Here is a 13,908-nt window from a genome sequence, read left to right on the forward strand (position 1 = left end):
TGTGAAATGGCGGCGCGCCGATCCGCGAGCGACCGCCGCGCTGCTCGCGGCACTGCTCACCACCGCGGCGTTCTGTGCCGCCGACGTGATCGCCCGCAGCTACCCGTTCGGGCCCCGCACCCGCAGCGTCAACGACCTCGGCAACCAGTACGTCCCCTTCCACGCCCACCTCTGGGACCTGCTGCACGGCAGGGCCGACGGCGGCCTCCTCGTCAACTGGCAGTCCGGCTACGGCTCCAGCTTCCTGCCGGACCTCGGCACCTACCTCAGCAGCCCCTTCGCGCTCCTTGTCGCCCTCTTCCCGCGCGACGAGATCGACCTCGCGGTGTACGCGGTCACCGTGCTGAAGACGGCGGTCGCGGGCGCCGCCATGGCCTGGCTGCTGATGAGCCTGCGCCCGGGCCGCTGGTGGGCGGCCGGCCTCCTGGGCGCTTCGTACGCCCTGTGCGGCTGGAGCCTCGCCCTCGCCTCGTACAACCCGATGTGGCTCGACGGCCTGATCGCGCTGCCGCTGCTCTGCCTGGTCGGCGAGTGGGCCATGGCCGGCCGGCGCCCGCTGCTCGGGGTGCTGATCGTGGCGCTCGCCTGGATCGCCAACTTCTACACCGCCTACATGGCCACCCTCGGCGCCGCCCTGGTGCTGCTGCTCCGGCTGGTGCTCGCCGAACTGCCGTGGCGTCGTGCCCTCGCGGTGGTGGGCCGGGCGGGGACGACCGTCGGGCTGGGCATCGGCCTGGCCGCGCCGCTGGTGATCGTCGTGTACTCCGGCACCAAGCACGCCTACCCGGGCCGCGAGGGCCACTTCGCACCGGTCGGCACCGAGGACCTGCTCGCCCGGCTGCTGCCGACGACGTACAGCTACAGCTCCCCGGCCCTCTACGTGGGCATCACCGCGCTGGTGCTCGCCCTCGCCCTGCCCTTCCACCGGATGGTCCCGGTCCGGGTGCGGGCGGGCTGGACGGTCCTGGTGCTCGCGGTGGCCCTGTCGCTCCAGTGGGCGCCGACCAGCCTGGCCTGGCACGCCTTCGCCGCCCCGAACGGCAGCTCCTACCGGCAGGCCTTCGTGCTCTGCGCCCTGCTGGTCGTCGCCGCCTGGCACGCTCTGGCCTACGGCCTTCCCGACCTGCGGGCACTCGGCGCGGCCGGCGTACTGCTGGTCCTGATCGCCGCCGTCGCGAGCCGCAGCACCCTCACCCGGCAGCACACGCACCACACCTGGCCGGTGGTGCTGCTCGCGGTCGCGGGCGCGCTCGGCGGGCTCGTGCTGCTCTCCCTCAGGAACGGCAGGCCGGTGCTGGCCGGGCTGGCCGTGGCGCTGCTGATCGGCGCGCAGTTCGGCGAGGCCGCTGCCACCTCGGCGGTGGCCACCCGGATGCGGCTCGGCCAGATGGACGACTACGCACCGTGGGGCGACCGCCAGCAGAAGGAGGCGGACGCGGTCGCGAGCGCCGACGCCTGGCCCGCGTACCGCACCGAACCCGGCCGCGACCAGACCGTCGCCAACGACCCGATGATGGTCGGCGGCCAGGGCTCCCAGTACTACAGCAGCCTCACCGCCGACGTCCTCAGCCGCACCCTCACCGCTCTCGGCGACGGCTGGACCTCGCGCGGCCGCAGCCTGCAGAGCCTCGACAACCCGGTCACGGACGCGGTCTTCTCGGTGGGCGCACGGGTGCACAACCCGCCGGACCCGCACCAGAAGTGGCTGCCCCAGGGCGGCGGCCCGTCCACCGTCACCCGCGAGGACGTCCCGCCGCTGGTCACGGTACGGCCCACCGCCGCGCACTCCACCCCGGCCGCCTTCGGCCCGTCCCCCTACCGCAACCAGGAACTCCTGCTCGGCGCCCGCGTCTACACCCTGCCCCGTACCACCCTCAGCGGTGCGGGCAAGGGCGACGCGGCGCGGGGCCTGCTGGTCGACGGAGCGCAGACGATCACCGCACGGTGCCGGGCCGGGAGTTCGGTCTTCCTGTGGGCGCCGCACTACTCCGGTACCGCCCAACTCGGCAGCGGCGGTGAGCAGAAGCTGTTCCGGTCCGACGCCGAGAACACGAAGATCGCCGCGATGCAGCCGCTCGGCACGGTGCGTGCCGCTGGGCAGGTCCGGATCGACCTCAGGCCCAACCGCCTCAGCCGGGTCCCGGCGCAGGGTGCGGTCGGCTGCCTCGACACCGCGAGACTGCGCACCGCCGTGCAGCACCTGAAGTCCACCGGCGCGACCGAGGTGACCGTCTCCGACGGCACCCTGCACGCCCGACTGCCGGCCGGCAGCACGGGAACCGCCGTCGTGGCCGCCCCGCGGATCGCCGGCTGGCGCTGCTCCGCGGGCGGCGACCAGGTCGCGGCGAGCGAGTTCTACGGCCTGATCGCCGTTCCGCTCGGCGCCTCCGCCACCAGCCTCACCTGCACGTTCCACCCGCCCGGCCTGCGCCTGGGCACCGCCGTCGGCGGCGCCTCGCTGCTGACCCTGATCCTCATCGGCACCGTCTCGGCCGTACGCCGCAGAACCGCCACCCGCCCCGGCGAGCGCACGACCACCGCTCACTGACCCGTCCCCAGGGGGAAGAAACCCATGCTGATATCGATCGTCGCGCCCTGTTACAACGAGGAAGACGTCATAGAGCGCTTCCACGAGCAGGTCCAGAAGATCGCCAACGAACTGCTGCCGCTCGGCCACGACATGGAGTTCGTGTACGTCGACGACGGCAGCCGCGACCGCACCCTGCCCCTCCTCAGCAAGATCGCCGACGGCGACTCGCGCGTGCGGTACGTCTCCTTCAGCCGCAACTTCGGCAAGGAGTCGGCGCTGCTGGCCGGCCTGAAGCACGCCACCGGCGACGCCGTGATCGTCATGGACGCCGACCTGCAGCACCCGCCGGAGCTCATCAAGCGCATGGTCGAACTGCGCGGCGAGGGCTACGACCAGGTCATCGCCAAGCGCACCCGGCAGGGCGACCGCGTCACCCGCACCCTCACCGCCCGCCTCTACTACCGGCTCATCAACCGGATGGTCGACGTCGAACTCGTCGACGGCGTCGGCGACTTCCGGCTGATGTCGCGCCGCGTGGTGGACGCGATCGTGAGCCTCACCGAGTACAACCGGTTCTCCAAGGGCCTGTTCGCCTGGGTCGGCTTCCCCAGCACCACCTTCGAGTACGAGAACGCGGTGCGTGAGCACGGCAGCAGCTCCTGGTCGTTCCGCAGCCTGCTCAACTACGGCCTCGACGGGCTGCTCTCCTTCAACAACCGCCCGCTGCGCGCCGCGCTCTACCTCGGCCTGACCCTGCTGGCCCTGGCCGGCGCGTACACGGCGTGGATCGTGGGCGCCGCGATGATCCACGGCGTCCAGACGCCCGGCTATGTCACCATCATTACAGCCGTCACCGCCCTGGCCGGCGTCCAGATGATCATGCTCGGGGTCATCGGCGAGTACACCGGCCGGATCTACTACGAGGTCAAGGGGCGCCCGCACTTCCTGGTGAAGGCGACGAACGTGGACCGAACGGAAGACCGCAGCCGCGGCACGACGAAGGACCTCATCCCCTGATGCCGAACGCCACCCTGTCGACCGCCACCGGCCCCACCCGCCCGATATCCGGGCAGATCATCACCTTCGCGGTGGTGGGCGTCGTCAACACCGGGACGTACTACGGTCTTTACCTGCTCTTTCTGAGCTATTTGCCATACCTGGCCGCGCATATTCTCGCGTTTTTCCTGAGCATGATCGGCTCATTTTTTCTCAACGCGAAGTTCACGTACCGGATCCGTCCCACCTGGCGGAAATTCCTGCTGTTCCCGCTGACCAACGCCACGAATTTCGTGATCACCACCGTGGGCGTGTACGTGATCGTCGACGTGCTGCACGCGGGGAGCAGGTTCGCCCCGCTGATGGCTTCGGCGGCGGCGATTCCGGTGACGTTCGTGGTGTCGCGGTGGGTGATGCTCCCGAAGGTGGAAGCCGCATAGGTGCAGCGCCCTGTGACCGAGAACTCTAGTTGGCAAATCATGGACTGAGCCGCGCAGGTCGGGGGCGCGTGGAGAATCCTTGTTGGCAAATCATGAGAGGGATAGTTGGCAAATCATGGTCTTGGATGCTCACTGTGCGTGATCGCCGGGGTGAGACGGGCCGCGTTTAAGGTGGGCAGTCGCTGGGCGGGTTTGGATCATCCCGCCGAGCGCCCTACGGGCAGCTTGTACGGCCTGTGCCGCCGCCATTCCCCATGCCGCTATTGTCCCGGAACCTCCGCAGAGTGCGGACGGCCTGAACGTGCGGGCGTCCGCGGGTGAAGCGTCGGCGGATCTCGCCGCTGACCCCGGCGAGTGGGTGGAAGCCCCGTGAGGCGGACCTTCTGGCTGGCCCGCAGGCCGCCCGCCCGATGATGCGCGCCTTGGAGTACGACAGGTACGGCGGTCCCGAGGAGCTGGAGAATCGCACAGTCACGCGGCCGCAGCCGGGCGCCGGCGAGGTGCTCGTCCGTGTCCACGGCACGAGCGTCAACCCGATCGATGTGTCGATCCGGTCCGGTGGCATGAGGATCATGTAGGGCCGCAGCTTCCCCAAACGGACCTGCCGGGACTTCCCCGGGGAGGCGGTCGCCCTCGGCGGGGGCGTGACCGACCTGACGCACGGACAACGGGTGTGGGGGTTCCTCACCAACGTGCCCAGCCGTGTCGGGCGCCGCCGAGTACATCACCGTGAAGGCCTCGACCGTCAGCCTGGCCCCGGGCACGCAATCCTGCTACCCACTGGGCTCGCCTCGGCAGGGCGGTGTGCCTCGGAATCAGCCGTTGTCCGTGCCGGTCCAGCTGTGCTGGCCCTGGAGCAAGACGCTGCTGGGTGTCACGCCGAATGCCTGCTTGAAGGCTGTGCTGAAGTGGCCCATGTTGTTGAAGCCCCAGCGGAAGGCGACGTCGGTGACCGTGGTGCCGCCATGCGCGCGTGAGAGGTCCCGGTAGCAGGCCTTCAGGCGACGCTCCCGGATCCAGCGACCCACTGTTGCGCCCGTACCGGCATGAGCGAGATGCAGCGTGCGAACGGAGATGTCGAACGCCTCGGCGATGGAGGAAGCGCAAAGGTCCGGATCATCCAGGTGATCCTCGATGTACCGGCGGGTCCGAACGACCAGCGCCTCGCGGGCGCTGCTGGAAACAGGCTGCTCAGGAGCGGGGACGAGGGCCGTTTCGAGGGTGTCGAAGAAGGTCTGGGAGGCAAGGGCCAGATCCGTGTCGGACAGGTGGTCGAACTCGCGCGTGATGGCCTGTAGCTGAGCGGCAGCGATCGAGGCGAGCCCTGACCCTGGCCGCACTGAAACGACACCGTCGGCGCGCGAGGCACTTCCGGCAATCGCCTGGGGCAGCCGCTCGCGGGGCAGGAGCAGGTACAGCTCGCGGTGGTCCCCCACGGCCTCGAAGTCGTGCGCCAGTTCACTGTCCCAGACCAGCAGGTCGCCGGGACCGAGTTCGACCTCGCTGCCGTCGACGTACCGGCACATCAGCCGTCCGGAGAGGGTCACGAGGACGCCCACGAGCGGGCCCTTGCTCGTGACTGCCTGTCGGCCGGCGATTCGGCCGCAGCGGAGTTCTCCGACGGTCAGCTGGTCCAGCCTCCGGTACCGCACTGACACGCCGAAGGGTTCGGGCTCCGAGAACGACAGTGCCCAGCCCACGTGCAGCTGGGACATCGTGCTGCTCCAGGCGTCCGGGACGTGATCTTGTGGGGACCCGTGGGTTGACCAGGTCAGGGCTGCTGTCATGCGCCATCACCTTCGTCGGCGTATGCATCGAGTGAAACCCGTTTCGCCGGGTCGTGACAAGCGCCCGTGCCGTCTGACGGACCAGCCGTCGGGCGCGGGATGCACGAATGCGGAACCCGGAGTGCGCTCTCACGGAAGCGCCGTGGCCGGATGTTGCCCAGAGTTTGCCGCAACGTAAAAAGCGTAGAGCCGCGGCGCCACGGCGCCTCGACTCATCACGGAAGGGAAGCAGCCGTGAGCGATCGCCGACCGGTTGTCATCTATGGAGCCAGCGGCTACACCGGCCGCCTGGTGGCCGAATACCTGCGCGAGTACAGCATTCCGTTCGTGGCAGCCGGGCGGAACAAGGCCAGGCTGCAGGAGATCATGAACGCCGTCCCGGGCATCGAGACGGCCGACTACGAGATCGCCGAGGTCGACGGCTCCGTCGAGTCCCTGGCCGCGCTCTTCGAAGGCAGGAAGGTCGTCTGCAACACGGTCGGCCCCTTCCTGCGGCACGCGCCCGCAGTACTCGAGGCCGCGCTGCGCGCGGGCTGTCACTATCTCGACACCGCCGGTGAGCAGTCCCACCAGCTCGCGGTCCTGGACGAGTGGGGCCCGAAGTACGCAGCAGCCGGACTTGCCGTGTCCACCGCCGTCTCCATGCAGTACGCGGTTCCCGACATCGTCGCCCGCATCGTCCTGGAGACCCCCGGCATCGACACGCTTGAGGTCGGCCAGTACACCCGGAACATCCCGACGGTCGGATCGACGCAGTCGATGTTCGACGTGATCCGCAAGGACGCCTACTACCTGGAGGACAACGTCCTCAAGAAGTACGACGGCATCGTCCAGCAGGACATGGTCGTGCCCGGCACCACCCTGGTGGTCCCCGGCCTGAACTGGGGCGGCACCGCCATGCCGGTGTTCTTCCGGGACGACCGCCGCGTACGCAACTGCCGCATGTTCGTGGCGATGCAGAACGAGAAGGGTGACATCCCCCAGCGGGTACGCGAAGCGGAGCGCATGTTCAAGGTTATCTTCCAGTGGCTGCCCGAGGAGAAGCTCTACCCGGCGCTCGACAAGGTGGCTGCCACCATGACGCCGGATACACCGGCCCGTGAGAACCGGCAGGTGAATCGTTCGGTCGACTGGTGCACGGGCCGCGGCAACAACGTCACGGCACGGGCGGTCATCCACGGCACGTCCGGATACCAGATCACCGGCCTGGTCCAGGCCTACGCCGCGATGCGGCTGCTCGGCAACACCTACCACGGTGTCGGGTTCCGCTCACCCGCGCAGCTGGTGGGACACCGTGAGCTCCTGGGGGCTCTGGAGGCGTACGGGCTGGCGCGTGTGACCGAGGAGAGCGCGGCGTGACCAGCAGCTCACAGGTGTGGGTCGCCGGGGTCGGCATGACCCGGTTCGGGGTCCGGCCGGAGGCCTCGGTCAAGGACCTGACCCGGGAAGCGGTGACCGAGGCGCTGGCCGACGCCGGTGCCGAGCTCGGTGCCGTGCAGGCCGCGTACTTCGGCAACACCTGCCAGGACGTGCTCGAGGGGCAGGTCGTGGTCGCCGGCCAGATGGCGCTGCGCTCGATGGGCGTCGAGCGCATCCCGGTGGTCAATGTCGAGAACGCGTGCGCCACCGGCGCCACCGCGTTGCACCAGGCGATCATGCATGTGCGCTCCGGCGCGGCCGATGTCGTGCTCGCGGTCGGCGCCGAGAAGCTGAGCATCGGCGACAAGCGCAAGGCACTCGGGGTGTTCGACGGCGGCATGGACGTCTCGGACCCCGAGGGCGTGCGCGCCCTACTGACCGAACTCGGTGGCGAGCTTCCCGACGACGGTAAGCCGCGCAGCGTGTTCATGGACTACTACGCGGCACTCGCCCAGGCGCACATGGACGCCTTCGGCACGACCCAGAAGCAGCTCGCGGTCATCTCCGAGAAGAACCACGCGCACGCGGTGCACAACCCGCTCGCGCACTTCCGCGAGGAGATGTCGGCGGCGGACATCCTCGCGGCCCGGCCCGTCGTGGGGCCGCTCACGGTTCCGATGTGTGCGCCGCTCACCGACGGCGCGGCGGCGGCCATCGTCTGCAACGCCGCAGGCCTGCGACGGCTGGGCGCTCAGCACCCGATCCGGGTACTGGCCGCGGTGCTGGGCACCGGAACGGTGCGCCTGCTGTCGGCCTGGGACCGCTCGGCCACCCGGCTCGCCGCCCTGCAGGCCTACGAGGAGGCAGGCGTGGGGCCGCAGGACGTTTCGGTGGCGGAGGTCCACGATGCGTCGGCGTTCGGTGAACTCCTGCAGACCGAGCTGGTGGGGTTCTGCGAGATCGGTTCGGGCGGTGAGTTCGCGGAGTCCGGCGCCAGCCGGCTCGGCGGCCGCCTTCCCGTCAACCCGTCCGGAGGGCTGGAGTCCAAGGGCCACCCCATGGGTGCCTCCGGCCTCGCGCAGATCTACGAGCTCGTCCACCAGCTCCGCGGTACCTGCGGAGCCCGCCAGGTGCCCGGCGCCCGCATCGCCCTCGCGGAGAACGGCGGCGGCTTGTACGCCGGCGAGGAAGCCGCCGCCGCGATCACCATCCTCAGTCCCTGACCGTCCGCCTGCACCAACCGAGGAGTCAGCGATGACCTATCAGACACTCAATGTCCGGCGTGACGGCCGGATCCTCTACGTCGACTTCAACCATCCGCCGGTCAACCTGATGACCTTCCAGATGGCCGGGGAACTTTTCGACCTCGGCGGGTCACTCGTCACCGACCGGGAGACGGCGGTGGTGGTCTTCGGCAGCGCCAACCCGGAGTTCTTCATCGCCCACTTCGACCTGGGCGACATCCTGCGGATGGACAGCGACCCGTCGGTTCCGCAGAGCCGCTACGACGACATCAACGCTCTGCAGGCCCTGACGACCATGTGGCAGAACCTGCCCCAGGTGACCATCAGCGTGATCGACGGGATCTGCCGCGGCGCCGGGCTGGAGTTCCTGCTCGCGACGGACCTGCGGTTCGCCACGCCGGAGAGCCGGTTCGCCCTGCCCGAGGCGAGCGGCGGCATCCTGCCCGCCGGCGGCGGTACGACACGACTGGCGATGCAGATCGGCCCGGTCCGCGCCCGCGAGGTGATCCTTTCGGCCCGTGACTTCACCGGGGAGGAGGCCGCGGCCTACGGCATCGTCAGCCGCGCGCTCCCGCGCGAGGAGTTGAACGCCTACACCGACAGCTTGGCACGCGACATCGCCAAGCGCCCGGCGAGCACGATCGCCGCGGTGAACGAGGTGTTCAAGAACGTCTATGGCGCCCTGGCCGACGCCCAATTCGCCGGCTTCGCCGCGGAGAACACCGCGCTGCGGAACCTGCTCGAGGTTCCCGGCACCAAGGAGGCCCTGCAGCTGATGACCGGCCTGCAGGACCTGGAGCACGAACGGGACCTGCCCGCGGCGATCGCCGCCGCGCAGTAGCGCCAGCCGCCCGCAGGAACGCGAAGAGGACGACACAGTCATGACACAGCAAGGCAAGGGCGCGGCGTCGGTACGGCCCGGGCTGCCGTTCGTGGAACAGAGCGGTTTCGAGATCCTCGGCGAGGAGGAGCGCGCCGTCCAGCAGGCGATGCACAAGTTCGCGCGCGAGGTGATGCGCCCGGCGGGTATCGCCATCGACAAGCTGAGCGCCGATGAAGTGATCGCACAGGGCTCTCCGTACTGGGAGTTCATGGCGACGGCCGCGGCGTCGGGGATCGAGTTCGACGCGGCCTCGGACGACGTGCCGCCGCAGGAACTGGCCAAGCTCCAGGCGATCGTCGTCGAGGAGTTCGGCTGGGGTGACGCGGGCCTCGCGGTCTCGCTGGCGGGCGCCGCCTTCCCGAACATGATGGCCAAGCGAGCCGGCAACCAGGAACTGGTCGAGCTGACGGCGGGCAAGATCGGCGCCTGGGTCGCCACCCAGCCGGACCGCGGTTCGGACGGCACGATGCTCTACCCCGCCGAGCGCCACGCCCTCGCCCCGCAGGGCAACAAGGGCAACCTGACTGCGAAGATCAGCGGCGGCGACATCGTGATCAACGGGCAGAGCTCCGCCTGGGTCTCCAACGGCCCGGTCGCCCAGGTCGCGATCCTGTCCATCGTCGCCGACTACGGCGATGGATACTTCGACAGCGAGGGCCACCCGCACGGCGTCGAGGTCGTCGTTCCCCTCGACCTGCCCGGGGTGACCCACGGCAAGCCGCTGGAGAAGCTGGGCAAGCGGGCCCTGCCCCAGGGTGAGCTGTTCTTCGACGACGTCAAGGTCCCCGTGCGGTACGCCGTCTCACTCGGCGACGACTACTGGCACGGCCACGCCTCCACCTGGTCCACGGCGGGTGTGGCGATGGGCGAGCTCATGACGGGGCTGGCCCGGGCGGCCCTCGAGTACGCGCTCGAGTACGTCCACGAGCGCCGCCAGGGCGGCGCGCTGCTGGCCGAGCACCAGATGGTGCAGAGCCGTCTCGGCGCCATGGCCCGCAAGGTGGAGACGATGCGCGCACTGGCCCGGCGGGCCGCCGAGTACACCGCGCTGTCGCCGGCCAAGCACCCCTACTACACCGGCGGAACCAAGGTCACCTGCACCGACCTCGCGTTCGAGGTGGCCGATGAGGCCCTGCAGCTGTTCGGCGGCAACGGACTGACCCGCGAGTACCCGATGGAGAAGCTCTTCCGCGACGCCCGGGCGGCCCGTATCGAGGACGGCGAGAACCATCTGCTCAACATGAAGTTCGGCTACCTGAACACGCAGCTGTACAAGGGCGGACGGATCGGGGCCTGACCGCACCAGACGGGTACCGCCGGCTTCGTCGGTTCCCGCCATCCGGGCCCGGACGGTCCTCGCCACGCCAGAACCGTCCGTTCCCGTGCGCCCCGGGGGGCACTTGGCCGGGGCGCGTCACGGCACGCCACACCCTACGGCGCGGGCCGCGACAGTCCCACAGACCAGTACGACCGACCGATCCCCGCATCTCGGGGTCGACTCCACAGATAAGGAACCACCAGCATGGCTGTGACCGACTTCTTCGACCGGGGTTGGCGCGCCTACCCGGACCGGGCGGCCTTCATCTCGGGGGAGCAGACGTTCACCTACACCGAGATCGGTGAGCTTTCGTGCCGCGTGGGGAACGGCTTGCTCGCACATGGCATCGAGCCCGAGACCAAGGGCGCGGTCCTCGCCGCCAACGATCCCCTCGCGTGGGCCTGTGTTCTTGGCATGTGGCGGGCGGGGATGGCCTGGGTCCCGGTCAACCCCGCATACCCCAAGGAGGAGATCCAGCGGATGCTGGACAGCTTCGACTGCGAGGTGCTGTTCTGCCACGAGCAGTTCCTGCCGGTCGTGGAGCAACTCCGCCCCGAACTGAAGCAATTGAAGACCGTGATCGCGCTGAGCGGGGACACGCAAGCCCTGTCGGCGGCGGACGCGGTTCTGCTCGCGTCGTACACCGAGGGAGCGTCCAGCGAGCTTCCCGACTACATCCCGGATGCGGATGTGATGGCCGGGATCATGCCGACCGGCGGGACCACCGGGGCGCCGAAGGGTGCGATGAACACGCACCGGAGCCTTACCGTCAGCGCACTGCAGCACATGTTCGCCGCGCCGTACTCCTCGGACGAGCCGATCGTGAACCTGGTCGCCGCGCCGATGACCCACGCCGCGGGTACCCTCACGCTGCCGATCACGGCCCGCGGCGGCACGATCGTCGTGATGCACCGCCCCGACCCGCTCGAACTGCTCGACCTCCTGAAGAAGCACCGCGTCACGGAGCTGTACCTGCCGCCCACCGTCATCTACCGGATACTGGAGATACCGGGCATCGAGCAGCGGGACTTCTCCTCGCTGAAGTACTTCACCTACGGTGCGGCCCCCATGTCCACCGAGAAGCTCCGTCGCGCGATCGACGTCTTCGGCCCGGTGATGTTCCAGGGGTACGGTCAGGCGGAGGCACCCACCGCGATCGCCTTCCTGCGTCCCGAGGAGCACTTCCGCAACGGTGAGATCGCCGAGGACGCCAGGCTGTCGGCGACGGGGCGGCCCGCACCGCTGGTGCGCGTCGAGATCCTCGACGAGAACGGCACCATCCTGCCCACCGGGGAGACCGGCGAAATCTGCGTGCGCGGCGACTTGCTGATGAAGGGGTACTACAACGCCCCGGAGAAGACCGCGGAGACCATCGTCGACGGGTGGCTGCACACCGGCGACGTCGGCTACCTCGACCACGAGGGCTTCCTGCACATCACCGATCGCAAGAAGGACATGATCATCTCGGGTGGCTTCAATGTCTACCCGAGCGAGGTGGAGCAGGTCATCTGGACGCATCCGGCAGTTCAGGACTGCGCCGTGATCGGCACCCCGCACGCGGACTGGGGCGAGGCGGTCACCGCGGTGGTCGAACTGAACGACGCTGCGCAGCTGACGGAGGAGGAGCTGGTGGCCTTCTGCCGGCCCAAGCTCGGCGGCATCAAGACACCGAAGAAGATCGTGTTCGTCGACGCCCTACCCCGCAGCGCCAACGGGAAGGTGCTCAAGAAGGACATCCGCGAGCCCTTCTGGCGCGGGCACGAGCGGAAGATCTGACCGGCCATGGCGGACCCGACAGGCAAGGATCATCGGATGGCCCGACCTGTGGCGGTGATCACGGGCGCGGCCAGTGGAATCGGCCTCGCCGTTACGCGGCGGTTGGCGCGAACGCACCGGGTCGCGCTGCTGGACATCGACGGTGACGCGGTTCGGCAGGCCGCGAGGGATTTGGGGGGTACAGCTCTCGCGGTTCGGTGCGACATCACCGACCCGGAGTCGGTCGAGGCCGCCGTGCGAGCCGTGGTCGAGGAGTTCGGGGCCATCGATGTCGCCGTGTCCAATGCGGGTATCGGTCCGGTGGGCACGGTGCGGCACCTCGATCCGTCGGTGCTCGCCACAGTGCTCGACGTCAACGTGACCGGCAACTGGCGGTTCATCCAGGAATGCCTGCCCCACCTCATCGTCGGCCGAGGGTACGTACTCGGCGTGGCCTCGGCCGCATCGATCTTCGCCCCGCCCGGCGAGGGCATGTACGCGGCTAGCAAGGCGGGACTGGAGGCTCTGCTGGACGTGTTCCGGGTCGAGGTGGCTCACCTCGGCGTCGGCGTAGGCGTCGCCTACCCGATGTTCATCGACACGCCGATGGTGCGCGACGCCGACCACGAGCACGCGGACTTCGCCCGGACGCGGGCGCGGCTGCCCGGGGCTGCCGGCAAGACCTTCCCGGTGTCGCTGGCCGCCGACCGCATCGTGCGGGGCATCCAGCGAAGGCAGCGCCGGGTGTTCATCCCGGGTTCACTGCGTCTGCAATACCTGCTGCGCGGCTTCCTTTCCGCTTTGTTGGACCGGAAACTGCAGCCGATCGCCGTCGAGGTGGATCAGCTCACCGAACAGAAGGTTGCCGATAGAGGTGCTGCCGCGGGCGGCTGGAGCGAGGCCGTGCTGAGATCACAGAAATCTCAGCCTGGAGGAGACTGAACGGACCTGAACTCAGGGAGTGGACTGTTCGGCCCGGATGGTCGTGCCTGTAAGGGTGTTGCGGGTGCATCGTCGCGTGAGCTCGGCGACAAGGAAAAGGCCGCGACCGCCTTCGTCGAAGACGCGTGCGCGGCGCACGTGGGGGCAGGTGTTGCCGGCGTCGGAGACCTCGCAGATCAGGGTCTGTTCCTTGATTTGACGAAGGCAGCTTCATCCAGCCCCCATGCGCTCAACGTGTCTGCGGGCGGCGACGCACACCGGCCACCGCCGCGGGATCACGGGAGACGTCCCAGGTGGCGACGTGGCTCGACAGGCCCCCGGCGCTCACGGGGCCGCCCTCGGCTGCGACAAGTGGGCGCCAACCATTCAGCAACGGATGCCGGGCGGCCGCGCGGAATTGCCTATGGCCTGTCCTGGTCGGCGCTGTCCAGGTGGTGCGCGTTCTTCTGAACGCGGGCCGCCTCGATAGGGATTGGCCGCTAGTAGCCCGCTGTCTTCAAGAGAAGGCAGTCAAGAAATGACGATGCAGTAGGAGAGCCGGCGTGAGCTTGAGGATCGTTGTCACTGTGAAGTACGTGCCCGACGCCACCGGCGACCGGCACTTCGCCGATGACCTGACCGTCGACCGGGACGACGTGGACGGTCTGCTCTCCG

General features: G+C 69.1%; 11 protein-coding genes and 1 pseudogene. 11 read left to right on the forward strand and 1 reads right to left on the reverse strand.

The window, feature by feature from the left end:
- Nucleotide 1 precedes the first annotated feature (1 nt).
- The 4 genes from JF597_RS39490 (at nt 2) to JF597_RS39505 (ending at nt 4,544) form a co-directional block, all read left to right on the forward strand.
- The gene (locus JF597_RS39490) at nt 2–2,548 is read left to right on the forward strand and encodes a YfhO family protein (RefSeq protein WP_294008226.1); all 2,547 of its coding nucleotides are present in this window, start codon (nt 2–4) and stop codon (nt 2,546–2,548) included.
- Nucleotides 2,549–2,572: 24 nt separating this feature from the next.
- The gene (locus JF597_RS39495) at nt 2,573–3,547 is read left to right on the forward strand and encodes a glycosyltransferase family 2 protein (RefSeq protein ID WP_294008228.1); all 975 of its coding nucleotides are present in this window, start codon (nt 2,573–2,575) and stop codon (nt 3,545–3,547) included.
- Entirely contained in the window at nt 3,547–3,966 is a 420-nt protein-coding gene (locus JF597_RS39500; protein WP_294008230.1) for a GtrA family protein, read from the forward strand. The genes JF597_RS39495 and JF597_RS39500 overlap by 1 nt, the downstream gene beginning before the upstream one ends.
- 422 nt (nt 3,967–4,388) lie before the next feature.
- On the forward strand, nt 4,389–4,544 hold the full coding sequence (locus JF597_RS39505; RefSeq protein WP_294008232.1) for a hypothetical protein: 156 nt from the start codon (nt 4,389–4,391) through the stop codon (nt 4,542–4,544).
- A 237-nt stretch (nt 4,545–4,781) separates the two neighbouring features.
- Here JF597_RS39505 and JF597_RS39510 read toward each other — a convergent pair whose 3' ends face one another.
- Nucleotides 4,782–5,753, reverse strand: coding sequence for a helix-turn-helix domain-containing protein (locus tag JF597_RS39510; protein ID WP_366916510.1), 972 nt, complete (start codon nt 5,751–5,753; stop codon nt 4,782–4,784).
- Nucleotides 5,754–5,987: 234 nt separating this feature from the next.
- Here JF597_RS39510 and JF597_RS39515 point away from each other — a divergent pair, with 234 nt between their 5' ends.
- The 7 genes and pseudogenes from JF597_RS39515 to JF597_RS39550 form a co-directional block, all read left to right on the forward strand.
- A complete protein-coding gene (locus JF597_RS39515) occupies nt 5,988–7,112 on the forward strand; it encodes a DUF5938 domain-containing protein (protein ID WP_294008234.1) in 1,125 nt (374 codons plus the stop codon).
- Complete coding sequence (locus JF597_RS39520) at nt 7,109–8,335, forward strand: thiolase family protein (RefSeq protein ID WP_294008236.1); 1,227 nt, start codon at nt 7,109–7,111, stop codon at nt 8,333–8,335. Before JF597_RS39515 ends, JF597_RS39520 begins: the two co-directional genes overlap by 4 nt.
- Nucleotides 8,336–8,366: 31 nt before the next feature.
- On the forward strand, nt 8,367–9,197 hold the full coding sequence (locus JF597_RS39525) for an enoyl-CoA hydratase/isomerase family protein (protein WP_294008238.1): 831 nt from the start codon (nt 8,367–8,369) through the stop codon (nt 9,195–9,197).
- A 40-nt stretch (nt 9,198–9,237) separates the two neighbouring features.
- Complete coding sequence (locus tag JF597_RS39530; protein WP_294008240.1) at nt 9,238–10,536, forward strand: acyl-CoA dehydrogenase family protein; 1,299 nt, start codon at nt 9,238–9,240, stop codon at nt 10,534–10,536.
- A 225-nt stretch (nt 10,537–10,761) separates the two neighbouring features.
- Nucleotides 10,762–12,333: an AMP-binding protein gene (locus JF597_RS39535; protein WP_294008242.1), complete on the forward strand. Its 1,572-nt coding sequence runs from the start codon at nt 10,762–10,764 to the stop codon at nt 12,331–12,333.
- Nucleotides 12,334–12,339: 6 nt separating this feature from the next.
- Nucleotides 12,340–13,254, forward strand: coding sequence for an SDR family NAD(P)-dependent oxidoreductase (locus JF597_RS39540; RefSeq protein ID WP_294008244.1), 915 nt, complete (start codon nt 12,340–12,342; stop codon nt 13,252–13,254).
- Nucleotides 13,255–13,796: 542 nt separating this feature from the next.
- Nucleotides 13,797–13,908 (forward strand): annotated as a pseudogene (locus tag JF597_RS39550) (electron transfer flavoprotein subunit beta); the annotation flags it as partial.

Origin of the sequence: Streptomyces sp., assembly GCF_019510245.1 — a bacterium.
In the GTDB taxonomy this organism is placed as follows: Bacteria; Actinomycetota; Actinomycetes; order Streptomycetales; family Streptomycetaceae; genus Streptomyces.

Excerpts from the sequence above, each read along its gene's own strand:
- JF597_RS39495 (WP_294008228.1), top strand. The coding sequence starts at position 2,573 with ATGCTGATATCGATCGTCGCGCCCTGTTACAACGAGGAAGACGTCATA.
- JF597_RS39500 (WP_294008230.1), top strand. The coding sequence starts at position 3,547 with ATGCCGAACGCCACCCTGTCGACCGCCACCGGCCCCACCCGCCCGATA.
- JF597_RS39510 (WP_366916510.1), bottom strand. The coding sequence starts at position 5,753 with ATGACAGCAGCCCTGACCTGGTCAACCCACGGGTCCCCACAAGATCAC.
- JF597_RS39525 (WP_294008238.1), top strand. The coding sequence starts at position 8,367 with ATGACCTATCAGACACTCAATGTCCGGCGTGACGGCCGGATCCTCTAC.
- JF597_RS39530 (WP_294008240.1), top strand. The coding sequence starts at position 9,238 with ATGACACAGCAAGGCAAGGGCGCGGCGTCGGTACGGCCCGGGCTGCCG.
- JF597_RS39535 (WP_294008242.1), top strand. The coding sequence starts at position 10,762 with ATGGCTGTGACCGACTTCTTCGACCGGGGTTGGCGCGCCTACCCGGAC.
- JF597_RS39540 (WP_294008244.1), top strand. The coding sequence starts at position 12,340 with ATGGCGGACCCGACAGGCAAGGATCATCGGATGGCCCGACCTGTGGCG.